The sequence below is a fragment of the Enterococcus sp. AZ179 genome (assembly GCF_050498885.1).
Taxonomy (GTDB): Bacteria; Bacillota; Bacilli; order Lactobacillales; family Enterococcaceae; genus Enterococcus_D; species Enterococcus_D entomosocium.
Genome location: NZ_JBMHEO010000002.1, coordinates 1 through 23,709, shown reverse-complemented (window position 1 = coordinate 23,709; position 23,709 = coordinate 1). Strand labels below are relative to the sequence as shown.

Below are 23,709 nucleotides of genomic sequence, written 5' to 3'. Positions count from 1 at the left end.
AAAGAGGTTCGACATGTTTTTAAATGAAAACTATTTACTGCCAAATGAAATTGCTCAAACCCTTTACCATGACTATGCCAAAGAGCTGCCGATTATTGATTACCACTGCCACCTAGACCCGAAAGAAATCTATGAGGATCGGCCCTTTAAAACTATCACCGAGGCATGGCTAAGTGGCGATCATTACAAGTGGCGATTGATGCGCGCTTGTGGCGTACCCGAAGAAGCGATTACGGGCAATGCCAGTGATTATGAAAAATTTTTGGCATGGTGTCAAACAGTGCCAAAATTGGTGGGAAACCCCCTTTACAGTTGGACCCATTTAGAGTTAAAGCGATTTTTTGCGATCGATCTTCCCGTTACTGAAGAAAATGCCGAAACTTTGTGGAGGCTATGCAACGAAAAATTGCAGCAAAAAGACTTTACCCGAAGAGCTTTGATTGCTCGCAGTAAAGTCGAGATCGTTTGCACCACAGATGATCCAGTCGATGATCTTCACTATCATCACCAATTAAGCCAAACAGAGCAACGTTTTCGGGTCTTGCCGACCTTTCGACCTGACAAAGCGTTACAAATCGACCATCCGAATTTTCTTACCTATGTTACCAAACTCGAAAAGAGTGTCGAAAACGCGATCACTACCTACGATGCTTTCTTGACAGCCTTGCGGGACCGTGTAACCTACTTTCACCAGCATCACTGCCGCTTGTCTGACCATGCGCTGGATACTTTAGTGTATGCTGCGGACGAACAGTTATCTCTTGAAGCAATTTTTGCCAAAGCATTAGCTGGAGAATCTTTGGAGGAAAACGAAGTCTCGTTCTTCAAAACCAATGTTCTAGTTGAACTGATGAAGCTGTATCACGAACATGGTTGGACGATGCAATTGCATGTCCATGCGTACCGTAACTGCAATCAACGAATGTTTGAGCACTTGGGACCAGATACGGGCTACGATGGCATCAATGATCAACCACTGACTCAAAACTTGCAGAAATTATTGAACGCTGCTGATGCGCAGGACCATTTGCCTCAAACGATTCTCTACTCCTTAAATCCCAATGACTATGATGCACTCGTCGCTTTGATGGGGTGCTTCCAGCAAGAAGGCAATAATAAATTGCAGTTAGGATCTGGCTGGTGGTATAACGACACCCGCGCAGGCATGCGTCACCAATTGACGAAATTCGCAGATGGCAGTGTGATCTTTAACTTTGTCGGCATGCTGACGGATTCAAGAAGCTTTTTGTCTTACACCCGTCATGAATATTTCCGACGCGTCTTTTGTGAATGGCTTGCTGAGATCGTTGTACGTGGTGAAGCACCTGCTGATCTTCGTCAGCTAAAACCATTAGTAGAAAATGTCTGTTATCAAAACGCCAACAACTACTTCAAATTTTAGGAGAAAGACAATGGAAAAAATCGTCATCGTCGGTGATTCCACCGCATCGATCAAAGAGCCTAGCGCTCGTCCAGAAACGGGCTGGGGTGAAAAGATCTCACGCTATCTCCCCCAGCATCAAATCGTCAACTTGGCAAAAAATGGGCGTTCCTCCAAAAGCTTCATTGAAGAAGGACGCTTGTTGCAGGCAAAAAAAGAACTATATGCTGGTGATTATCTCTTGATTCAATTTGGACACAACGATCAAAAAACAGATAGTCGTGGTACGACACCTGTAGAATATCAGCATAATTTAGCAACCTTCGTGCAAACGGCACGCCAGCAGCAAGCGACACCGATCCTATTGACCTCGATCACTCGTTTGCATTACGTGGACCAACAGCAACTTGATCCTTTGGCAGTCGGTCCTTACCCAGAAGCAATGCGTGCTTTGGCTACCTCCTTGGATGTGGTCTGTCTGGATCTTTTTGCCGCAACACAACGGTTCTTTTCAGCACTGGAACCACAACAGGCGAAAACCTATTTTCTTCATTTAGAAAAAAACCAGCACCCCAATTATCCAGCCGGCATTACGGATAACACGCATTTGAATAACCAAGGTGCTACAGCCGTCGCCAAATTAGTTGCCAAATGTTTGACAAATGCTCCATTACCGCTTGCACAACAAGTTTTGTTAGATTGAAACTCATTGTTCGTGTTGAATCTTCCCCTAACATAAATACGCTACCTGATTTTAAAAAGAGCAACTCAAGCAAAAAGCTGCGAAGAACATTTTCCTTCACAGCGTTTTGCTTTTCCTTCTTTTTAAAAGATTTGTTTGCAATTGCTTTGCTTCAACCCATTAATCGCCAAGCTACCTTTTAAAAACCTGCATTTCTTGGGTGTTGTACCATAAAAATGGGAACGATTGCAATCGTCCCCATCCTTACTACTGATTGTTTTATTCAGGTTGTTTCCCGATATACGCCAAGATACCGCCATCTACATATAAGACATGGCCATTGACAAAGTTTGATGCCTCAGAAGCTAAGAAAACCGTTGGTCCTGCTAAATCTTCTGGCTCACCCCAACGGGCAGCAGGTGTTTTCGCTACGATAAATTGATCAAAGGGGTGACGAGAACCGTCTGGTTGGATCTCTCGTAATGGTGCAGTTTGCGGTGTTGCAATATAACCAGGTCCGATCCCATTACATTGGATGTTTGCTGAACCAAATTCGGCACAAATGTTTTTCGTCAACATTTTCAAGCCGCCTTTAGCCGCTGCGTAACCAGCCACCGTTTCTCTTCCCAATTCACTCATCATTGAGCAAATGTTAATGATTTTTCCATGTCCTTTTTTGATCATTGACGGTAAGACTGCTTTTGAAACGATAAATGGAGCGTTCAAGTCCACGTCAACGACTTGGCGGAAGTCTTCAGCAGACATCTCCAACATCGGGATTCGTTTGATGATCCCAGCATTATTGACTAAGATATCGATCACGCCAACTTCTTCTTCGATCTGCTTGACCATTTCGTTGACTGCTTTTTCATCCGTTACATCGCAGACATAACCGTGGGCTTCGATCCCTGCTTCACGATAGTTTGCTAATCCTTTATCCACTGATTCTTGATCCAAGTTGTTAAAAACGATCGTTGCTCCTGCTGCTGCTAGTGAACGAGCGATCGTAAAACCGATCCCATAGACAGCTCCTGTCACTAAGGCGATCTTACCATCTAAACGAAATTGATCCATTGAAAAATCCATAATTGATAAACCCTCTTTCTTTTTATTTTAAGTCGTCCATTGCCACCATATCCATGTCGGTATAGGTGATATTTTCGCCACACATTGCCCAGATAAAGGAGTAGTTACTGGTTCCAACACCCGAATGGATCGACCAGCTTGGAGAAATAACGGCTTGTTCTTCACTAACGACTAAATGCTTCGTTTCATCTGGTTTGCCCATCATATGGAACACTTTTGTGTCTTCGTTGGCAAAATCAAAATACACATATGCTTCCATCCGACGTTCATGGGTATGACTTGGCATCGTATTCCAAGCACTGCCTGGTTCTAAGATCGTGTACCCCATTTGTAATTGACAGCTTTCACAAACATTTGGGTGAATGTATTGATAAATTTTCCGTTCATTTAATGTCAAGCCTTCGCCAGTCTCCATTGGTGTGACTTGATCGATACTGATTTTTACATTTGGGTATTTCTTATGTGCTGGCACGCAAGATAGATAGAATTTCGCTGGATTTGCTGGATCATCTGAGTGGAACAAAACTTGTTTGGTTTCCTTGCCGATATAGTAACCGTCTTGTTTTTTCATTGGTTCTTTTTGGCCATCGATCGTGATCGCACCAGGTCCTCCAATATTGATGACGCCTAATTCGCGACGTTCTAAGAAGTATTCCACCCCTAATTCGCTGCTTAATTGCACTTCTAACGCTTCTTCTGTCGGTGTCACTCCGCCAAAGATCATCCGATCATTGTGGGTATAGGTCAGCATGATTTGTCCTGGTGTGAAAATTTTCTCTACCAAAAATTCTCTGCGTAATTCCTCGGTACTATAGTGACGAATATCAAGTGGACTATGGGTATAGCGTGTTTCCATGTGTTGCATGTTTTATTCCTCCTATCGGATAATTTTTCCTGAACCTGTTGCAATAAATTCTTGTATCTCATTGGCGCTAAACTGATTACAGTCGCCATGGATCGTATGTTTCAAAGCAGATGCGGCAGTTGCAAAATCAATGATTTCTTGGTCTTGTTTCTTCGTGACAAGACCATGTAGGATACCAGCTGAAAAGGCATCGCCACCTCCGACGCGATCAACGATTGGATTGATCTCATGGGTAGCAGAAACGACATAATTGCCGTTATGCCATAGGCTTCCTGTCAATTGATTGTGACTTGCTGAGAGCACCTGACGACTAGTTGAGTAAAAGAGCTGGATATTTGGGTATTTCCGATGCATTTCTTGATAATAGTAGTCATCTTCGACTTCCTCTGTTGGAGCTGCTACATCCATAAAGACTTGGGCATCTAACTGTCCTGCCGAGCAATAATCGACATAGGGGAGCACTTCTTGCAAAAAGTCGTGCGCTTCAGCGGTCGTCCACAGCTTTCCACGATAATTGATATCGAAACTGATTTTACAACCAGCTGCTTTCGCTTCTTTGATCAACGTCAGTAAAAGCGTCTGCCAAGTCGATGAAAGAGCGGGCGTGATCCCTGAAAGGTGAACAATGTCAATCCCATCAAAAAGGTCAGATTGCCACTCATTTTCTTTCATTTGAGCAAAGCTAGAGCCTGCGCGATCATAAACCACTCGCGCTGCTCGTTCCCCGATACCGGTTTCAATATAGTAAGTACCTAGTCGGGAACCGCCACGAAGCAAGTGACGACAATCGACGCCATAGCTTCGTAAATGATGAAAAACGGCATCTCCTAAAGCATTTTCCGGCACTTTACTAGCAAAAGAAACGTGATGACCAAAATTTGCCAAGGAAATCGCAACATTGGCTTCCCCGCCACCATAATGGGCAGCAAACGTCGAACTATGGGCGATTCGGTCGCCTAACGTTGTCGATAGACGCAACATGATTTCTCCTAGTGTCAGAATGTTTGCCATCTTACTTTCCTCGAATCTCTTTTAATTTTGCCGCATATTGTTTCGCTACTTCTGTTACTTTGTCAAAATCCCCACTTGCTGCTGGCGCTAACAAATTCCCCCCTACACCAACGGCTACAACACCCGCTGCAAACCATTCTTGCATGTTGTCTAAGCTGACACCACCGGTCGGCATAATGTTTAATTGTGGCAATGGCGCTTTGAAGGCCGAGATGATACTTGGTCCATACGCACTACCCGGGAATAGTTTAATGATATCTGCGCCTGCTTTTAAGGCGTCCTTCATTTCTGAAATGGTCATGCAACCAGGCAGATACGGGATTTGATATAAATTACATAATTCAGCCGTTTCTTGATCAAAGGTTGGGCTGACGACATATTCTGCTCCTGCCATGATCGCTAAGCGGGCGGTCACTGCATCAAGAACGGTCCCCGCACCAACAACTACCTCTGGATTCTCTTTGAAGGTTGCTACTAATTCAGCGATTACATCCGCCGCTTGAGGCACTGTAAAAGTCAACTCAATGCCGGTGATCCCCCCTGCAACGATCGCTTTACTTGCTTGTAGTGCTTCTTCTTTTGAAGCGCCACGTACAACAGCGATCACACCGCTTTCCTTTAGTTTCATTAAATTCGCTACTTTTTTCATTAAGACCCTCCACTTATTTCCTATTTGGAAAATGGTATTTATTATAAAGAAACTTACACGTTCATTATACCGTTCTCGTTTTTATTTGCAAGGGCTTTCCATTAAAAAGTTTATAACGCTTGTTCAATTTGTTGTTTTGTCGCAATAATCGCATCGATCAATGTCGTTTTGTATTCTGGGGTCAAGCGGTATTTCGGTAGGCTGATAGAAAACGCCCCAACGATCTCCTGATCTTTTATCAGTGAGGCGCCGATGCAATAGATTTCTTGTTCCATTTCTTCATCATCAAAGGCTACTTGGTTCGCTTTTGCCTGTTCCAATTCTTTCTTCAACTTCAACTGATTTGTAATGGTATTTTCGGTATAAGCGGTTAAAGGCGTTGCTGCCAAGTACTCCTCTACTTGAGGGGCATCAAACTCCGCTAAAACGGCTTTCCCCATGGCAGAGCTATACAACGGTCTTGTGATTCCTACTTTTGAAGACATGCGGATCGTTTGATTCTGAGGCTCCAATTTATTGACATAAAGAATCTCATTGGCGGTCAAGACCCCTAAGTGGATCGTTTCATCCGCCGTTTTCTGCAATGCTTCCAAGTATGGCAAGCTGATTTCCACTAAATCAAGCTCTTGAATGTTTTGATTCGCATACTTGATCAGCTTAGACCCTAAGCGATAATTCTTCTCTTTGTCGCGTTTGACATAGCCGATCATTTGTAGCGTTTCCAATATTTTCAAAGCTGTGGATGGGGTCAGTTTCGTTGCTTCTGAAATTTCTTGCAATGGTTTACTTGGCGCTTCTGCGAGGTAATCTAAAATGGTTGCTGCTTTTAGTAGTACGGTTCCATATGGTTTTTGTGTCATCATTTCTCCACCTTTATTTTCTATATAAGAAATTATAATATCTTTTTAGGAAATGCACAATCTTTTTTCCTATATATCAGCATGACGCGATTCCTATTTTACTTTCTGTCGTTATTCATTGTATGATGAAGACAAGACAAAGGAGTGCCGAACAATGGACTTAAATGTATTGATCAAAGGAAAAAAATTGACTGACAATGAGCTGCAAATTCTTGATTATTTGCTTGCAAATACCGCTGCGATCGATGGACTGCCCTTAAGAGAAATCGCTAAAACGATCTACACTTCCCCAGCAACCATCGTGCGGCTTGCGCAAAAACTAGGTTTTTCTGGCTATCTAGAGCTGCTTTACTTCTTAAAGAATCGCTTGAAAAATCAGACGATCACTGAAGCCGCCATCGATTACCAAATTGACGCTGCCAGTATTGCAGATACGATCGAAGCGATCAAAGAAATCTATGGACAAAACAAGAACAAGTTTATTACGATTTATGCCACAGGTTTTTCGGGGATCGTGGCAGAATACCTACACAAAAAAATGCTTGTCAACGGCATCAAAACCTTATTAGTCAGTGCTTCTGACTCAGGTGGGATCATTAGTAACAACATCGAGAACATAAGTATGTTGATTACTATCTCTAAATCTGGCGAAACACAAAAAGTGCTGGAAAAGATGGCATTAGCCAATGAACATCACATACCAACTGTTTTGTTTTGTGGGAACGGTGAGCATCGCGCCAATCAACTAGCGACCTTTTCCTTTGAAGTGACAGATGAACGTCCCTACGACACCCAAAACATCCAGTACACCAGTTTCTTTGGCAAACTGCTCTTATTGATGGAATATATCGTCGACGCTTTCACGTGTGTTGAAAAAGAAAACCAGCAACCCTAGTGGATTGCTGGTTTTTGCTTATGCATGAAAATACGTTTTTGCCAGTTCTTGATAAAGCGCGTGGTTCTGCGGATCAGGAACAAATTTTTCATCTGGCTGATCTTGCCGCACAACAGAGCTTTTGTACAAATCATACAAGCCGAATATCGGTTCATTTTCATCGGAAAGATAACAGGTTAGCCCCAACACATCCGCGGTCATTTGACCTAATAGTTTTGTTTGAAAGAAACCACCACTTACAGTGACTGCCCCTTCCAACTGCGCCATTTGCTTTAATAAATCGATGTTCATCAGCATGCCTTCGAGGACTGCCCGCAACATATCTGAGCGATTGTGTTTCAGGGTCAAGCCAGAAAAGCCACCTGTGATTTCATTCGTCCAAAAGGGTGCCCGCTCGCCATTTAAATAGGGGAAAAAACGTAAACCGTTGCTGCCGATCGGTGATTCCTCCATGACTTGCGGCAGATAATGATAAAACCCATCAGGATCTTCTGATAAGGTCTCTTTTGCCCAAGCAAGCACACAACCGCCATTATTCGAAGGTGCCCCTACGACATAGAGGTCTTCTTGCAGATAGTAGCAAAAATTTTGTTTTTGGCGATCAAAGACCGTGGTCTCACTTACTTTACGAACCGCCGCACTGGTTCCGATCGTCAAGCTGTTGCGGATCCCTGTAGAAATATAGCCAGCATATGCTGCCAAACACCCATCGCTAGCCCCACACATCACTTCTACCTCAGGCTTCAAGCCACACCGCTGCGCCATCTCCTTGGTAATCAAAAAACGATCAGTCGGTGCACATAAAGGCGCTAATTGGGCTTTTGAAAGGGATAAATAGTTGAGAATCTTTTGACTCCATTGCTTTTCTCTCAAAGAAAAAAGACCGGTCGCTGATGCGGTACTATAATCGATCCGTGCTTGTCCGGTAAACAACGCCATTGCTAGTTCTTTTAAGCCTAACCATTTCGTCTCTTTGGAATATGAACCACTTGTTTGAAAATAAGCCAGTTTCGCAAAGGGAGACATCGCATGGATCGGTGTCCCTGTCTCTTCATAAAACGTTGCCGCCAGATCCGTTTGACGAAAGGCCGTCATCGTTTGATTCGCTTGATTGTCTGACCAAATGTAAATCTCTTCTGCTGTCTCACCAGCCACTGGCATCAAACTGTGCATAGCGGTACTGAACCCGATCACTGTGATTGCCGCTTTTAATTGAGCGGGAATCGTTGTGATACCACTGATTAATTGGCTACTGATCTGGGTCGCTGATTGGGTCTGTTTTAACCCATGGCTATGGGTTTTGATTGGTAATGACTGTGAGTAAATGATTTTCCGATCTTCAATGACCCCAAATTTTATGGCTGTTGTGCCGATATCAATCCCTAAAAACATCGCATTGCTCCCTCTCATCTGATTCAATTAGCTTTATTCTACCATAGTTAGTGGCATATTCTAGCATACCTGTCTGATCGTTTTGTTGAGAAGACGTTTCGTGGTGATTTTCTTCAGAGAATTATCCTTCCACAGCAAAAATCAAAAAAAAGAAAGATTCTTGGAGAATCTTCCTCTTTCCAGTTAGCCAATCAGCAAATGTTTCGCAAATGTGAAACAAATCAAGACAATCCTGGCCAGTAATCACCATTTTCCGAGACCAAATCATCGAGTAACTCTTTGGCTACTTTTGCGCTAGGAATCGTTTTGGAAAGGCTTAACGCTTGCCACATTTTTTGATAGCTCTTTTCCACATATGCTTCGACCACTAATTTTTCCACAGTCACCTGTTGGAACATGAGCGCTTGTTGGAAGGCAGGAATTTTTCCTTGAGCGAGGGCTTCTGGTCCATCAGAACCGACGATACATGGCACTTCCACCATGGCATCATCCGGGAAGTTCGCAATCGCGCCGTTGTTTTCCACAATCATGACCATTCGCTCATGCGTATTAAAAGCGATGGCGCGTGCCAAATCAACGATAAAGGTTGCATGGGCATCAATCTCAAAAGCGATCCCTTCAGCAGATCCTTGTGCCGTGATCTTTTTGGCATGATCGAACACTCGTCTTTCCCGTCCTTCCATCACTTCATTGGAACGCGTATACTCTGGGTGTTCTTTCATGTGTTCGTAGACGTAATCTGGGTATAAATAATACTTCAAGTACGTATTTGGCAGATATTCTGGCGTGAGAGCCAAGAGGTCTTTGGCTTTTTTGTGGGTGTCTTGCCAACTTGGGTCTGTATGTTGGGTATCCACTTCGATCTGCGTCAAATAGCCATGTTCTGCAACATAGTCACGTATGGTTTGAATGTACTCCGTGCCTTCTTTGTCTTTGACACTAGTCCACCAGCCAAAATGATTCAAGCCAAAGTAGCGAACTTCTAACTCCTCTGGCTGTTTGCCAATGATTTGCGACATGCGACGCAACGTGCCCACGGGCATGTCACAGATATTCAGAACTTTTGATTTAGGACGCAAGACTCGACATGCTTCAGCTACGATTGCAGCCGGATTGGAATAATTCAGCATCCAACAATCGGGGGAATACTTTTCCATGTAATCAATGATCTCCAGCATACCAGTGATGCTGCGCATCCCATAAGCGATCCCTCCTGGACCACAGGTTTCTTGACCAAAGACGCCATGACGCAAGGGGACTTTTTCATCTTTTTCCCGCATATCATACTTTCCTACTCGGATATGCGCCATACAGAAATCGACATCGCTGAAGGCTTCTTCAGGATCCGTCGTAAATGAAAATTCGATTTGCGGTGCTTGTTCTTTTAATAAAATCGCCAGGGCTTCGCCGAGGATCGCTTGGCGTGCTTCATCATTGTCGTATAGTTTCAGCTTTCTTAAAGGAAAGCGTTCTTGATTGTCAAGTAGCATCATAACGATTCCCGGGGTAAAGGTACTGCCGCCCCCTGCGATCACTACTGAAAAATTTTTCATCATTCAATCTCTCCTTCTCTTCCAAGATAATTTTCTAATTCTTCCCGCACTTTCGGCACAGTCAACCCGTAAACGACATGGACATTTTCACCATTTTTGATCACGCCTTTGGCTTGTGTTTCGTCTTTTAGTAGCGCTTCATCCACGAGTTCAGGATCCTTTAGTTTTAAACGTAAGCGGGTATAGCAGTTGTCGATGGTTTTGATATTGTCATCGCCACCTAGCGCTTTGGTGATGATTGCTGAGATACTTGTTTCACCAGTCGGACTAATGGCGGCTTGGTCACTCGCCATGACCCCGACACCTGCTCCAGCAAGTTGTTTTTCTTTGTACTCTTTCTTCGAATACAGTTTGGTCTCTGTCCCATCTTCTTCACGCCCGACCGTTTTCAAATTCAGTTTCGTGATCAAAAAGCGGAACAAGAAGTAATAAAGAAAGAAGAAGACGACTCCGACGATCAAGTACACTGGCCAGCGAGTTTTCTCGATCCCTAAGGGCAAGTTGTACAAAAGAAAGTCGATGAAGCCATTCGGTCCGATGGCGCGAGAACCAAAGAGATTTAACGCCACCATGCTCAAGCCGCTAAGTGCAGAATGAATGACGAACAAAACAGGTGCCACGAACATAAAAGAAAATTCGATTGGTTCAGTCACACCTGCAATAAAGGAAGTGACGACAGCTGGAATCAAAATGGCTTTGACTTTGACTTTATTTTCTGGTTTTGCCGTTTGATACATCGCCAAACAGGCACCGATCAGTCCAAACATTTTTGAGATCCCACGAGCGTCCCAAATGACACTTTGCGATAATACGCGGACTGCTGGGTCAGCAATTTCCGCAAAATAAATGTTTCGTGCCCCTTCAAAGACTTGACCGCCAACTTCTGCGACACCGCCTAATGAGGTATACAAAAACGGCGTGTAGATCAAGTGATGCAAGCCAGTTGGAATCAATAAGCGTTCCAACATACCGTACAAGAAGATGCCAAAGTTGCCCGTTTGTTGAATGATGCCGCCTAAACCGTCGATGCCAGTTTGTATTACTGGCCATATAAACGTGAAAACGATGGCTAATAACACGACGACCGGAATCAAGACAATAAAGACGAAGCGCGCGCCGCCATAAACTTGAAAGGCGTTGTTAAAGGTCGTATCGATAAAACGATTATGGATCAATGCTACGACGATCCCTAAAATGATCCCCAGAAAGACCCCCATATCCAACACTTGGATTCCTAAAACGATCGCTTGTCCTGAACCTTGAAGGGCATCGGCTGGAACCAACATCCCCCGAAGTTCCATGAATTTATTCATGGCATTCAAGAAGACGAAATAACCTAACAACGCGGTAAATCCCGCTTCAGCTTTTTTCTTATTAGCTAACCCTAGAGCAATCCCGACACAAAAAATAATGCCCAAATTGGTTAAAATCGGTAATAAGGAAGCGGACAAGATACTACCAAAACCGGTGGTTATCGGATTATCCAAAAAGGGAAACTGCTCAAGCAAGCGGACATTTGTAAACACATTCCCAACGGCAATCAATATCCCTGCGATCGGCAAAATCAAGACGGGCACAAACATTGCCTTGGAGAATTTCTGCATCGCATCCATCACTTTTTCTTTCATTGAGGAAACTCCTTTGTAATTGATTTGTAGGTTCATTATAGGAAACATTTGTTACTAATAGAATAGCAAACGTTTTCAATTCAATGCGTTTCAAAGATTGGAATGTGTTTCATCCTGTTTACTTCCTTGCTAGTGGCGATTACAAGCAACAAAAAAAGAGTGAATCAAGATTGATCCACTCTGTTTAGATGCAACACTTTTTGATAGAAATACAAGGGCCCAGACAGACAAAACAGATAGAAGATACCTGGTGCTGATCGCCATGTGAAGAAATAGCCGATCGCTGCTAGGACTAAGATTCCGATCCCTTTATGGTAGTGCATCATCGTAAAGAAAAAACTACTACGAAAAAGGTCAAACAGGTTTTGCCGATCTTGCATTTTTGATTGCATCACATACAGGTTAATGTTGTAGGACAACAAAAAAGTAAGAAAAATGATGGTCAAAAAAGAGAAAAACAATGAATTCGTCAAAGTAGCAGAACGCCACAAGCTGAGTCCGCATAAAAATGAGAAGAGATTGAAGACCCCTAGTGGCAGAGTCTTCAATAACGCGCTTTTACTATTTTTCAAAAAGGGTTTTAGCAGTTTTGCTTCAGGATGTTCGTAAGCATCGACCACTGCTCGCAAAGCGGCTGGAAACGTGATGATCGGAAACGATACCACTAAAAACAAGAGATTCAATACCAGCATACGAAAAACGATTTCGCAAAGACGATAAAAACGACTCTCTAAAGCAAACATCACACTCACACACCTTTAGTTTAATTTTTCAATATTTTCAGCGATTTTCTCATTTCGATAATCAACGATTGCTGACCATCCATTGTTTTCTCGTTCTTTTAGGTAGTCTTCCCAAATCTGACGGCCCGCTTCTTCCGAGTCTGCTTGAATAAAGTTGACCAACGCTTGCACTCTTGCTGTGTTGATGGAAGTGAGGTTTCTTGCTTCAGAACCGGTGCGAGGATCAATGTCTTCGATCTCAAAACGCGGCGCCAATTTGTCTTGCGACCATTCCACCATCTGCCGAATCGATGTTGCTGGTTTTTGTCCCATTTGAATGGCGTAATTGTCATTGCCAACAAACCAATAAGAACCTAAACCAATTTCCTTATCAAAGCGAGCAATATCAGAATTTCGTAACGCTTCTGTTTCTTCTGAGTACTCAACCACGCCATCCACAAGATTGTATGTTTCCCCTTCGATACCAAAGGTAGTGACCATCGTGCCATACTCACTTGCTAAATACGTCAAAAGTTCCATGGCTTTTTGGGGTTCTTTTGTCGACGTCGTGATGAAGGTTTGTGTCCATCCACCAATATTTCCGCCAGTAAAAGTGGAATCATCGCCATTCGAATTTTTCGGACCATCGACGGCAATATAGGTTTGCTCAGGATTACGGGCATTATTATCGGACATAAACTCATTGAGTCCCTTCGTATTCGTATGCAGGTAAGCAAAATAACGCCCTTGTCCTAGTTTTTCCTTCATCGTGTTGTCATTGTCTGAAAACTGGTCATTGTTGATGTATCCCTCATTGTACGCTTTTCTAAATGTCTCGATCCAAGTGATGTACTCCTCATCAGCGTCACGATCATTGAATTGACCGTCTACACTTGGTGCGATACTGAGAAAGTCTTGCAAAGTACCACCATAGGCGCCATCCCCACCATTGGAAATATCTAGTGCAGTCGAAGCAAATGGGACTAGAGCTGCACCATCATCTGCTGTCGGAAATGCTTCTTTTGCCCGTTTTAACGCATCTAAAAATCCTTCTGGCGTCGACATATCGGGTTCACCTAACGCTTCGTAAATATCTTTGCGGACAATGAAAACTTGGTCTCCCACTACATTGCCGTCCTCATAATCTTGTGCAGTCGTGGAAAAGCTCGGGTATCCATAAATGTTGCCATCTTCTAAAGTAAACCATTGAACAGATTCCGGTTTCGCTGCATGTTCTAAGAAGTAAGGGTCATATTTTTCTGCCAAAAGATTCAATGGCAAGGCAAATTTTGTCGCTTCATTTGCAGCAGACAGGTTTTTATCGAAGGTCATGATATCTGGAAGATCGCCACCAGCTAGCATCGTATTAAGGTTCTCGTCATTTCCTGAAATAAATTCGACATTGATATTCATGTCTTCTTTGATTTTTCGCGTCACAGTGTCTTTGCCCCACCCCGGCTGAGCATACCAATCAAAATTGACATACCATTTTAAGGTCGCTTCATGGTCGGTGTCTTTTTGCCAGCTTGGTGTATCTTTGTCTGCTTCAAAGCGAGCTTCTGGCAGATCTTCTACCTCAGCAGCTCCTTTTGACTCGCTGCTGGAATTACCACAGGCACCTAATACCATGACTGATGTACATACGAGACCGATCCCTAAAAATAATTTGCTTGCTTTCATTTTTTTCTCTCCTTTTGTCTATTCTTTTACTGATCCAAGAGTCATCCCTTGAATAAAGTACTTTTGTAAAAATGGGTAGATCACGACGACAGGAACCGTCGTTACCACCATGGTTGCTAATTGCAATGACTGTGAAGTTGTATTTCTGACAACATTGGTTCCGGTCGCCACTGCGGGCGATAGATTTTCCGAAACGATCCGAAATAGTAGCATTTGTAAAGGATATAAACTACGATCATCCACATAGATATTGGCGGTCATGTAGTCGTTCCACTGAAAGACGCCGTGGAATAATGCAATGGTTGCCAAAACTGGAAGGGACAATGGCAAAATGATTTTCACGAAAATAATAAAAGGATTGGCGCCATCCATCATGGCAGATTCTTCCAGCGAAAATGGAATGCTCCGGAAAAAATTCATCAAAATCACCATATCGTAAAAAGAAAATAAGACAGGAATGATGTAAACCCAAAAATTATTTAACAATCCTAATTCTTTGAATAAGAGAAAGGTTGGGATCATTCCTCCGGAAACGAAAATCGTTAAAATCCCCATGTTCATGTAGATTTTCCGTCCCATTAAGTTTCTGCGGCTCATCCCATAGGCGACCATCGCCGTTAATGCCGTATGCAAAACAACGCCAATCACTGTTTTTGCAACTGAGATAACAAAAGCTTTATAGATCGCAGAATCTTCAAAAACGGTGTAGTAACTTTCTAGTGAAAATTCCCGTGGCCAGAAATAGATCCCCCCTCTTGCGGCATCGGTTGCATCATTGAACGACAAAGCGACGATATTCCATAATGGCAACGCAATGATGGCTAAAAAGAATACCATGAAAATCACATTGGCGGTATTGAAGATCTTCTCATCTTTTGAAAATGTTTGTTTCATACTTTTCCTCCTCTAAAAGACTGATTCATCACTGATTTTTTTGGTCAAAAGATGACTTCCTACTACGAGGATCAAAGAAACAACCGACACAAACAGGCCAACGGCGGTCGCATAGGAGAAGTCTCCTTGTTGGATCCCCATTTTATAGACAAATGAATTAATGACTTCACTGGACTGATAATTGACAGGGTTTTGTAAGACGAGTGTCTGATCGAGGTTTGAACCCAATAACCCACCCACTGACAAAACAAATGTCAAGGCGATAATATGACGGATCGAAGGAATCGTGATCCGCGTGATCTGCTGGAACTTCGTGGCGCCATCCATTCTAGCTGCTTCATAAAGAGCTGGATTGATCCCCGTCATAGCAGCGATGTATAAAATCGTATTCCATCCAACTTCTTTCCAAATATCGGAAATGACTGCAATCGCCCAATATTTTTCGGGATCGGTCAAGAAGCGGATCGGTTCATCGATCAACCCAAAACCTAACAGTAAATTATTGACCAGACCGGTATCAGACAACCACGTAATAAACATGCCACCTAAGATGACCCAAGAAAGAAAGTGCGGCAAATAAGACACCGTTTGAACGACCTTCTTCAAGCGCACATGAACGATTTCATTGATCAATACCGCTAAACCAATCGCCGCTGTAAAGCCAATCAGTAGTTTAAAAAAGCTGATGCCCAATGTATTACTCATCACCGTCCAAAACATTGAATCACTAAAAAATTCTTGAAAATATTGAGTACCGACCCACTCCGCATTTGCGATCGAATCAAGAACTGAGTAATCTTTAAACGCGATAACGATCCCATATAATGGGATAAAATTAAAAATAATCATCAAGATAATACCCGGCCAAACCATCGCTTGATAAAAGCTTTGGCTTTTTAGTTTTTGCAAAAATGACCTTTTCTGTGGGGTTGCTTTTAGCATGACACCTTTTGATTCCATTTTTCCACCCTTTCTAAAACGCTTACTTTTTCACCCAAAGGAAATACATGCTTTCCTTTATTGGTTCATCAATTGATAGACCGCACCAATCATACCAGCATCATTTTTTAATTTTGCTCGTTGAATCGGTGCAATCGTGCGACCTTCTAAATAACCAATACTTTCATGGCGAGCTTTTAGCTGGCTCATGGTCTCTTCAAGCCTTGTCATGAAACCATCATTTTCACTGACCCCACCACCAACCAAAATCAGCTCGGGATCAAATGTACTGATCAAATTCAGTAAGCCCACTGATAAATCTTGGAAAAATTGAGCAATCACTTGGTTCGCTACTACTTCTCCTTGTTCTCCTCTCTGGAAGATCTCGACTGCATCTTGAGGCAGATCACTTCGCCCTTGTTGCTGAAGTGCCAGTTGATACTGATGGCAAAGACCACCCACAATGGCTGCTCGTTGATTCAAGGAAACTGACTCTAGATTTCCCTGTTCAGGCAATGTGTCGATCAGCATCCACCCAAATTCACCTGCCATGCCATGACTGCCTCGATAGAGCTGATTGTTGACGATGATCCCGCCACCAATACCAGTTCCCACAACAAGACAAAGATAGTTCTCACAAGCCTGTGCATGCCCAAGCCATTTTTCAGCAATCGCTGCAGCATTGGCATCATTTTCAACAAGGACTGGCAGCTTGACACGTTTCTCTAATTCCAACTTTAGGTTGATTCCATAAAGCGGTTTGATTGATCCTGCCGTGATCATCGTGCCATCTTTTTGGATGATGCCCGGTGCGCTAATACCGACACCTTCGATCATTGCGTCTTGCTGCAGCGATTCGATCAATGCTGTGATGGATTGCAAAAATTTTTCTTTTTCATGAATGGTTGGCATCTGTCCTTTCTTCACAATTTCACCCGTTCTCAAAATCACACCATATTTGATAGCCGTTCCTCCAACATCAATTCCAATAAACATTGCTTCACCCTCATTATTCATTTACTTGTTTTGTCGATTGATTAATACTCAATTCTCCTGGTAAAACGTAGGAGACACCACATGCATTTTCCTCAATCATTTCGATCAAGTGGTTTACTGCCGTGACCCCTTGCAATTGGATTGGATTTTTCACAGTCGTCAACCGAGGCATGAAATAGTCCAAAAGATCGATGCCATCAAAACCAATTACGCTGAAATCATCTGGCACCCGCCACTTGGTCTCATGGATCGCCTTGACCGTTCCGATCGCACTAAGATCATTTCCCGCCAGAAACGCTGTGGGTAAATCTTTCTGCTCTAGCAAAAACTGTTGCACGCGGACTCTCGTTCGTTCTTCTTCAAAGAACCCCTGCAATTGATAGTCCGACCGTTTAGAAACCCCTGCCTCGTTTAATGCTTCTAAATACCCTCTTAAACGCTCATCACTATCATAAACACCAGTAATACCACTGATAAAGGCAATTTTTTTGTGGCCAAGTGACAAAAGATACTCGGTGGCTGCTTTCCCTTTTTCGAAAGAATCAAAGACTACACTGCCGAAGTTCTTCTCTTGAATGTTTCGATCGATAAAGACGGCTTTGATTTGTTCTCGTTCCATCGCAGCCAAATCCTGCTTCGTTAAAAAATCTTCAAATCCAATAATGCCATCAACAACACCACCTAAAATACTATTGAGGACAACGCGCTTATCTGCAGATAAAAACACGTTGACTGCATACCCATGTTTTTCTGCCTCTCTGGCAATGGCTTCAACTAGTACGCTAAAGTATGGGCCCTTAATGCTGGTGGTGTAAAAACCAAGCATCTTGGTTTTCGTGTTTTTTAATTGTTTGCCCATCAAATTTGGGACATAATGCAACCGCTGCGCGGCAGCCATCACACGTTCTTTCGTTGCGGGCCGAACAACATCGACACCGTTTAATGCTTTAGACACGGTCGCAATCGACACGTTTGCCTCCTTTGCCACTTCCCGAATCGTGATTCGATTTGTCAAATGATTCTCCCCTCCTGAAGGATTCTTCCCAAAAATAAAAACGTTTTTATTTTGCTGAAAAAATCAACGACCACTCTAAGGTTGGCCATCCGATAAACCAACTATATATAAAAACGTTTTCACCCACAATGGTTCTAGGACTAGTTGGCGCATGTACCAGCACCTTGAAACCTGTGCCACTTTGGTACAAGTTGTACCCGAAAAAAAAAGCCTCGAAAGGCTTTTAAATCGTGAGCGTACCAATCAACTTCGCTGAGGCAGCAGCAAAGCCAAGGTATAAGGAAATCGTACCAGGATCACTTTTTGTCGAGAAATCAGAATGAACGTAAGCAAAATCCTCTGGTGTAACATAGAATGAATGCTGCCTTTCTTCGGCTGCAGCAAGATGGATTTTTTGCCATTGTTTCAATTCCCTCATCGGTCGTGCTACTTCCGTAACATCGTCTCTGCTATAGAGTTGCAATGTCGTTGTATGCGGCACATCGCCCTCATTTTTCAGTGTGCAACTGATCTCAAATGGCGCACCCTTTTCCTGAGGAATAATGATTTGGGTGTGGGTAATCGTGCATTTACTATAGCCTATCCCCGAGCCAAAAGAAAACAACGGCTCATTTTTTTCATCCATATAGCGCGAAATATATTTTTGATCACTATTCTCTTCTGTCAGTGGCCGACCTGTAGAGAGTTGAGCATAAGTCAACGGCAACTGTCCTTCTGCCCTTGGAAAACTCATAGCTAAACGTCCTTGCGGTTCAGATTCGCCCATCAACAAATCTGCCAATGCATTACCGCCTTCTGATCCAGGGAACCAGGCAATCATGATTGCTTGACAAAGAGGCTCGATGGCGGTCAAAACCAGTGGTCTGCCACAGAAAAGAATCGTTGCGATCCTAGGATTGACCTGACTTACTGCTTCAATCAATGCTTCTTGCTTTCTTGATAAAGAAAGTTTGGTCAGACTTGCCGCTTCTCCCGCTTCCTCGCTGGTTTCCCCCAGAGCCAATAAAACGACCTCAGCTCCTTTAGCGACTTTACACGCCTCATCAAGAAAGGCGCTCGTCAACATTTCCCCATCAGGGTACGATAAGACAGTTAAGTCAATTTCTTTTTGAGAAAGACCTTCCGCTAAGGAGACCGCAGCCTCTGGTTTGCCGATCCACGACCAAGCCCCCAAAAGATCCTTTGAATCTGCTTTGGGACCGATCAGCGCGACCTTTTGTTTTTTCTGCAAAGGCAACAGTGCTTGGTTTTTCAGAAGAACCGTTGTTTGCTTTGCTGCTTCTCTTGAAAGAAGACGGGTTTCCTTTAGGAGTCTAGGCGTTAAGTTTTCCGGTGCTAACCCTCTATAAGGGTCTTCAAAAAGGCCTAGCTTGTTCTTTAAATGTAGCACATGAAAAACCGCCTTATTCAACTGCTCTTTCATAGCAGGATCTGCCTGAATGATTTGCTCTAGTGCGTTCAAATAGCAATCACTCATCATATCCATTTCGACACCTGCAGTAAAAGCTTTCTGTGCGGCTTCCTTTCGATCAGCAGCTACACGATGCGCCATCAATTCCGCCACCGCTGCCCAATCTGAGATGATCAAGCCATCAAACCCAAGCTTTTCTCGCAATACTTCCTGCAACAATGGTTGATTGGCTGTGGCCGGCACACCATGGATCGTATTAAAAGAAGTCATGACCAATTCTGCACCAGCTTCAATCGCCGCCTGAAACGCGGGCAGATAATTTTGGTAGAGCTCCAGATCAGACAAATCGACAGTATGGTAATCCCGGCCGCCTTCTGCAGCGCCATAGCCGATAAAGTGTTTGACACAAGCAGCAATTCGCTGTTTATTTTCTGCAAGGGAAGCAGTTCCTTGATACCCTCGTACATAAGCAGCCGTCAACACCGCAGATAAGGTCGGATCTTCCCCATTACTTTCCAAGACCCTCCCCCAGCGCGCGTCTTTAACATGATCCGCCATCGGTGAAAACGTGACATGGACACCAGCTTCTGCCGCTTCTTTTGCTGAAGCTTTAGCAACCTCTTCCACTAACTGCGTATCAAAGGAAGATGCTAATGCCAGTGGAATTGGGAAAATCGTTTCATACCCATGGATAACATCTGCCATAAAAACAAGAGGAATCTTTAAGCGACTTTTCTCAAGATAAGACGTTTGGATGGCATACACTTGTTCCGCAGTATGAGTGCCCAACACAGAACCAATCGAAAATAATTGGTCTTCACTCATGTGCCATTGTTGCATCGGACCGGTGATTTCTCCTCCTTGCGCAAAAAAATCTGGCGTCAATTGGACCAACTGGCCCACTTTTTCAGCTACAGTCATTTGGTCAATCAGTTCTTTTAGTTTTACGGTTTCCACTACTTTTCTCTCCAATCATTAGGCTCTCTTCTTTTGCTTATCGAACTTGCGGCATTTGCTCCTTCTTAGCAGAAGCAACATGTTGCCGATTCCTTTCATTCAGTATAATTAAAAACGTTTTCAAAAAAAGACGATCTTCATACTTTGGTGCAACTCATGGCAAAAAGGAAAAATCTTCATCATGGTACAAGGTGTACCATAAATAATGGATAACACCAAATCCCCTGATACATCCGACATTGTGTCTTCTCCGATTCTAACAAAAAGAAGCTGCAATTCGCTGCAGCTTCTTTTTGTTTATTGTTAAGGAACAAATGAAAGTTCCCAAAGAATGGTTGCTGAATATCTCGTGGCTTGAGGAGTCGCACTAATTGGTACCTCAAGTTTGACACTTTGATCCATTGTTTCTCGATCGCCAAAGCGCTGGACCCAAGTGCCTCTGCCTTGGTTGGCACCTGCTTGTGCGATTATCTCCGCATTTCCAACAGTCAGTGCTGCTTGCTGTTTATGAGTAGGTGGCTCAGACACGTTTTCTCGAGTCGTTACTACATCGATATTGTCTAATAAAATTCTAGCACCAGTCAGTTGATGCCCTTCATCACTTTCAAAAGGCTCTCGTAAGGTTGCACGGAGGGTCCATCCAGAATTTTCCCGCCTCCGATCTGAAACCTGCACATAATTAGGCCGTAGATTATCATTTGGATCAGCCGGCTGAAGGAGTTTTTGCGGCAGGGCATCGTAGGTCGTCGTTTCTGACCGAATGCCAACTGTCCCAAACTGGAATTGGGAAACAAAATCCAAGCTGACAAACCCTTGTTCTGCATCAATCTCAGGCGGATTCTCAGGATTTACTTGCGTATCCGGATCAAGAGGGTCTACTGGTTGCGGAGTACTTTCCAAACCATACACCAGCCAGTATTCTTGTTCATCTCGGGTGACTCTTGTTTCCAGCGGCTGACCGTCCCGCTCGTAAAGATATTGGTAATAAGGAATCTCCTCAGGAAGGATATCGACCGATTCATTTACGAATTCTCCTTGATAGGTTGGTTCCCTCAATGCTATCCCTTCTTCATCTATGTGATTGATCTTGATGTTCGATGGCACGCGATCAAATAAAAAAGTAACATTCTGATGGAAAGGCTGCGGCATAATAGCAAATGTACCTGGGTCAAAGTGTTCTGTGACATACTCAACCCCGTAATAGTCATACCCTAACTGATAGGGTTCATCGCTCTCTCGGTTCTTGGGGTCAAGGGTATGAAGGAAACGTAATGGTAGTTCTAATGTTTCAGTTGGTAGAATATCCTCCCCTGTCTCTCGATCCAGATAGTTTACATGGACGGTTCCAGTACCAATGTGATATTCCATCCAATCAAAAGTAAAGGTATGGCGATCACTCCTTGCACCTGTACTTCCAGTAATAAGAAAAGCCATCGCAGAAACATCCTCAGGTTGCCAATCACTAATATCTCTACGCCATGTCCGATTGTCATAATCGACTTGAAACCATCTCCCATTTTCATCCGGCTGATATTGAATAAGTACATCCAAATCATGTCCCAAGCGATTTCCAGCTCTTTGCGGTAATGCATCATTGCCGGTATAGGTCGCCATCGTTCGCGGACCTGTATGATAGATGAATCCAGCGAATGGCGCACCGCCAACAGACATTGGATCTCTAATCACCTCAAATCGATTCGTGAATTCTTCAAAAACACTAGGTGTAGTGTTATAATTATTGTCCAATTTAAACCCAAAGCCATCGATCAAACCGCCAATACCAAACGCATTTCCTGGATACCCGACTTCATCTGTAGCCGAATTGTGAAAGCCAAAAGCAATGCCATCGGCTCCGTCTAATCTCGTTCCGATATTTGCTTTGCCTTTTAGCGTAAATGGACGATCCAAACTGAGCCTTTCTTTTAAAGTAACATTACCAACGTGATCTGATAGATTGGGCGTTAACAGCACTTCTCCTGTTTGCTCGTTATAAGTAGCATCGATAGGGTGTCCTTGCAAATCAAAATGATCTAAGAAATCTGCTCGCTCAATTCGAATTTTAGCTGTAGTATCACTTCTATCATCTACTTCTGCCTCTCTTCCTACTTCATCCGCAGCCTCATCTGCTTGATCTACTTCCGCAGAGTCATTCTCTTCTTCCGTCGAATCAGTGTCTTCGGCCTCCGTATGATCTAAGATCAGCAGGCGCTGTGTAGCAGTCTCGGCAACGATGATCTCATATTCTCCGATCGTATCCACAAGAATCGGTAAGACAAAAGTCGTTTGTGGGGTCTCGCTGTTCAGCTGCCATACACCTTCGTGGTCTGTTGCTACCACCGTTAGTTCATCGTTCAAAGCTTCCAGATCAATGATTATTTCCTGAGGCAACGCGATGTCCACCGTTTCGAGGGCAACTTCTGAGTAGAAAATAAAATCTATTACGTGCTCGACCTCGCCTTGGATCAGTTCCTCCGCAAAGGAGATTTCTCCACTCACTTCATCGTCGGCCTTCTCCTCGTGTTCTTCCTCTGGTGTCCACGAAAAAATCGTCTCGGCATTCATGATTGTTAATGTTGTAATCAGTGGGAGTAAGGCAAGTAGAACCAGCAACCACTTATTTTTTTTGCGAAAAAATGAGTTCATCGCATTCACTCCTAAATGTCATTTCTCTTATTTTCCCCATGGGATCTAGCCCCACTTAGGGAATGTTGATTTCCCTTTTTTGATAAGTTGTTTTACTACGTATATGTTAAGTGCGGTGATCAGCAAGAGACTTCCAAGAATCACCCAATCCAACCGTTGAATGAAGTTTGTCTGGGGCAGCTGCCCGCCGGGTTTACCCGTGTCTTGCGGTGGACGCGGAACAGGACCGGTTGGTGGAGATGGTTCTGGTTGATCCAAAGGCTCATAAATCCCGGTAAACCCCACTGTCCCCTCCGTTTCCGTTGAACGTCTCTCCTCGCCAAAACTCGTTCTTGTAAATCCGAAAGCGAACAATAAGACCAAACATACTTTCAAAGCCCTTCCTCTAATAGATGCACCGTTGATATCCATTCTCCCTCCTCCTTGTGAGTTGTTCATTTCGAAAACGAT

The 23,709-nt window shown here is 43.5% G+C and carries 20 protein-coding genes; 3 read left to right on the top strand and 17 right to left on the bottom strand.

What is annotated here, in order from left to right; all coding sequences use genetic code 11:
- Positions 1-13 precede the first annotated feature (13 nt).
- Both uxaC and IGI88_RS16880 read left to right on the top strand, forming a co-directional pair.
- Positions 14-1,402 (top strand): glucuronate isomerase, encoded by a 1,389-nt coding sequence (uxaC, locus tag IGI88_RS16885; protein ID WP_086372815.1) that lies wholly within the window; start codon positions 14-16, stop codon positions 1,400-1,402.
- Between the two features lie 10 nt (positions 1,403-1,412).
- Positions 1,413-2,084, top strand: coding sequence for a rhamnogalacturonan acetylesterase (locus IGI88_RS16880; protein WP_016621185.1), 672 nt, complete (start codon positions 1,413-1,415; stop codon positions 2,082-2,084).
- Positions 2,085-2,342: 258 nt separating this feature from the next.
- Here the strand turns inward: IGI88_RS16880 and IGI88_RS16875 are convergent, their stop codons facing one another.
- The 5 genes from IGI88_RS16875 to IGI88_RS16855 form a co-directional block, all read right to left on the bottom strand.
- Entirely contained in the window at positions 2,343-3,149 is an 807-nt protein-coding gene (locus IGI88_RS16875; protein ID WP_005229917.1) for a gluconate 5-dehydrogenase, read from the bottom strand.
- A gap of 22 nt (positions 3,150-3,171) precedes the next feature.
- The gene (kduI, locus tag IGI88_RS16870) at positions 3,172-4,014 is read right to left on the bottom strand and encodes a 5-dehydro-4-deoxy-D-glucuronate isomerase (RefSeq protein ID WP_005229915.1); all 843 of its coding nucleotides are present in this window, start codon (positions 4,012-4,014) and stop codon (positions 3,172-3,174) included.
- 12 nt (positions 4,015-4,026) lie between these two features.
- Positions 4,027-5,025, bottom strand: a complete 999-nt coding sequence (locus IGI88_RS16865) for a sugar kinase (protein WP_244733501.1) — start codon at positions 5,023-5,025, stop codon at positions 4,027-4,029.
- Between the two features lies 1 nt (position 5,026).
- Positions 5,027-5,674: a bifunctional 4-hydroxy-2-oxoglutarate aldolase/2-dehydro-3-deoxy-phosphogluconate aldolase gene (locus tag IGI88_RS16860; protein WP_016621203.1), complete on the bottom strand. Its 648-nt coding sequence runs from the start codon at positions 5,672-5,674 to the stop codon at positions 5,027-5,029.
- A 110-nt stretch (positions 5,675-5,784) separates the two neighbouring features.
- Complete coding sequence (locus IGI88_RS16855; RefSeq protein ID WP_016621204.1) at positions 5,785-6,537, bottom strand: IclR family transcriptional regulator; 753 nt, start codon at positions 6,535-6,537, stop codon at positions 5,785-5,787.
- A gap of 151 nt (positions 6,538-6,688) precedes the next feature.
- Here IGI88_RS16855 and IGI88_RS16850 point away from each other — a divergent pair, with 151 nt between their 5' ends.
- Complete coding sequence (locus IGI88_RS16850; protein ID WP_008381545.1) at positions 6,689-7,429, top strand: MurR/RpiR family transcriptional regulator; 741 nt, start codon at positions 6,689-6,691, stop codon at positions 7,427-7,429.
- An 18-nt stretch (positions 7,430-7,447) separates the two neighbouring features.
- On the opposite strand, the gene IGI88_RS16845 is transcribed toward IGI88_RS16850, so the two are convergent.
- The 12 genes from IGI88_RS16845 to IGI88_RS16790 all read right to left on the bottom strand — a co-directional run bounded on the left by IGI88_RS16845 (position 7,448) and on the right by IGI88_RS16790 (position 23,670).
- Positions 7,448-8,821 carry a gluconokinase gene (locus tag IGI88_RS16845; RefSeq protein ID WP_244733498.1) on the bottom strand — a complete coding sequence of 458 codons (1,374 nt, stop codon included), beginning with the start codon at positions 8,819-8,821 and terminating at the stop codon, positions 7,448-7,450.
- A 221-nt stretch (positions 8,822-9,042) separates the two neighbouring features.
- Positions 9,043-10,374: a 6-phospho-alpha-glucosidase gene (locus IGI88_RS16840; protein WP_086338716.1), complete on the bottom strand. Its 1,332-nt coding sequence runs from the start codon at positions 10,372-10,374 to the stop codon at positions 9,043-9,045.
- The gene (locus tag IGI88_RS16835; RefSeq protein WP_008381549.1) at positions 10,374-12,002 is read right to left on the bottom strand and encodes a PTS transporter subunit EIIC; all 1,629 of its coding nucleotides are present in this window, start codon (positions 12,000-12,002) and stop codon (positions 10,374-10,376) included. Before IGI88_RS16835 ends, IGI88_RS16840 begins: the two co-directional genes overlap by 1 nt.
- A 164-nt stretch (positions 12,003-12,166) precedes the next feature.
- Positions 12,167-12,745, bottom strand: a complete 579-nt coding sequence (locus tag IGI88_RS16830; RefSeq protein WP_429960065.1) for a hypothetical protein — start codon at positions 12,743-12,745, stop codon at positions 12,167-12,169.
- A gap of 15 nt (positions 12,746-12,760) precedes the next feature.
- On the bottom strand, positions 12,761-14,404 hold the full coding sequence (locus tag IGI88_RS16825; RefSeq protein WP_005236527.1) for a hypothetical protein: 1,644 nt from the start codon (positions 14,402-14,404) through the stop codon (positions 12,761-12,763).
- 18 nt (positions 14,405-14,422) lie between these two features.
- Entirely contained in the window at positions 14,423-15,298 is an 876-nt protein-coding gene (locus IGI88_RS16820; protein WP_429969539.1) for a carbohydrate ABC transporter permease, read from the bottom strand.
- 12 nt (positions 15,299-15,310) lie between these two features.
- Positions 15,311-16,258, bottom strand: a complete 948-nt coding sequence (locus tag IGI88_RS16815; protein ID WP_429960066.1) for an ABC transporter permease — start codon at positions 16,256-16,258, stop codon at positions 15,311-15,313.
- A 57-nt stretch (positions 16,259-16,315) separates the two neighbouring features.
- The gene (locus IGI88_RS16810) at positions 16,316-17,233 is read right to left on the bottom strand and encodes an ROK family protein (protein ID WP_008381552.1); all 918 of its coding nucleotides are present in this window, start codon (positions 17,231-17,233) and stop codon (positions 16,316-16,318) included.
- Between the two features lie 13 nt (positions 17,234-17,246).
- Complete coding sequence (locus IGI88_RS16805) at positions 17,247-18,248, bottom strand: LacI family DNA-binding transcriptional regulator (RefSeq protein WP_008381553.1); 1,002 nt, start codon at positions 18,246-18,248, stop codon at positions 17,247-17,249.
- A 223-nt stretch (positions 18,249-18,471) separates the two neighbouring features.
- Positions 18,472-20,616 carry a glycoside hydrolase family 3 N-terminal domain-containing protein gene (locus tag IGI88_RS16800; protein WP_429960067.1) on the bottom strand — a complete coding sequence of 715 codons (2,145 nt, stop codon included), beginning with the start codon at positions 20,614-20,616 and terminating at the stop codon, positions 18,472-18,474.
- Between the two features lie 303 nt (positions 20,617-20,919).
- Positions 20,920-23,259, bottom strand: coding sequence for a WxL domain-containing protein (locus IGI88_RS16795; protein WP_429960068.1), 2,340 nt, complete (start codon positions 23,257-23,259; stop codon positions 20,920-20,922).
- A 45-nt stretch (positions 23,260-23,304) separates the two neighbouring features.
- Positions 23,305-23,670 carry a hypothetical protein gene (locus IGI88_RS16790; RefSeq protein ID WP_008381556.1) on the bottom strand — a complete coding sequence of 122 codons (366 nt, stop codon included), beginning with the start codon at positions 23,668-23,670 and terminating at the stop codon, positions 23,305-23,307.
- Positions 23,671-23,709 lie beyond the last annotated feature (39 nt).

Bases quoted from the DNA above. Each gene is read 5' to 3' on its own strand.
- IGI88_RS16825 (WP_005236527.1), bottom strand. From the start codon at position 14,404: ATGAAAGCAAGCAAATTATTTTTAGGGATCGGTCTCGTATGTACATCA.
- IGI88_RS16875 (WP_005229917.1), bottom strand. From the start codon at position 3,149: ATGGATTTTTCAATGGATCAATTTCGTTTAGATGGTAAGATCGCCTTA.
- IGI88_RS16815 (WP_429960066.1), bottom strand. From the start codon at position 16,258: ATGGAATCAAAAGGTGTCATGCTAAAAGCAACCCCACAGAAAAGGTCA.
- IGI88_RS16830 (WP_429960065.1), bottom strand. From the start codon at position 12,745: ATGTTTGCTTTAGAGAGTCGTTTTTATCGTCTTTGCGAAATCGTTTTT.
- IGI88_RS16795 (WP_429960068.1), bottom strand. From the start codon at position 23,259: ATGAACTCATTTTTTCGCAAAAAAAATAAGTGGTTGCTGGTTCTACTT.
- IGI88_RS16865 (WP_244733501.1), bottom strand. From the start codon at position 5,025: ATGGCAAACATTCTGACACTAGGAGAAATCATGTTGCGTCTATCGACA.
- IGI88_RS16790 (WP_008381556.1), bottom strand. From the start codon at position 23,670: ATGGATATCAACGGTGCATCTATTAGAGGAAGGGCTTTGAAAGTATGT.
- IGI88_RS16855 (WP_016621204.1), bottom strand. From the start codon at position 6,537: ATGATGACACAAAAACCATATGGAACCGTACTACTAAAAGCAGCAACC.
- IGI88_RS16840 (WP_086338716.1), bottom strand. From the start codon at position 10,374: ATGAAAAATTTTTCAGTAGTGATCGCAGGGGGCGGCAGTACCTTTACC.
- IGI88_RS16860 (WP_016621203.1), bottom strand. From the start codon at position 5,674: ATGAAAAAAGTAGCGAATTTAATGAAACTAAAGGAAAGCGGTGTGATC.
- IGI88_RS16810 (WP_008381552.1), bottom strand. From the start codon at position 17,233: ATGTTTATTGGAATTGATGTTGGAGGAACGGCTATCAAATATGGTGTG.
- IGI88_RS16850 (WP_008381545.1), top strand. From the start codon at position 6,689: ATGGACTTAAATGTATTGATCAAAGGAAAAAAATTGACTGACAATGAG.
- kduI (WP_005229915.1), bottom strand. From the start codon at position 4,014: ATGCAACACATGGAAACACGCTATACCCATAGTCCACTTGATATTCGT.
- IGI88_RS16835 (WP_008381549.1), bottom strand. From the start codon at position 12,002: ATGAAAGAAAAAGTGATGGATGCGATGCAGAAATTCTCCAAGGCAATG.
- IGI88_RS16820 (WP_429969539.1), bottom strand. From the start codon at position 15,298: ATGAAACAAACATTTTCAAAAGATGAGAAGATCTTCAATACCGCCAAT.
- IGI88_RS16880 (WP_016621185.1), top strand. From the start codon at position 1,413: ATGGAAAAAATCGTCATCGTCGGTGATTCCACCGCATCGATCAAAGAG.
- IGI88_RS16845 (WP_244733498.1), bottom strand. From the start codon at position 8,821: ATGTTTTTAGGGATTGATATCGGCACAACAGCCATAAAATTTGGGGTC.
- uxaC (WP_086372815.1), top strand. From the start codon at position 14: ATGTTTTTAAATGAAAACTATTTACTGCCAAATGAAATTGCTCAAACC.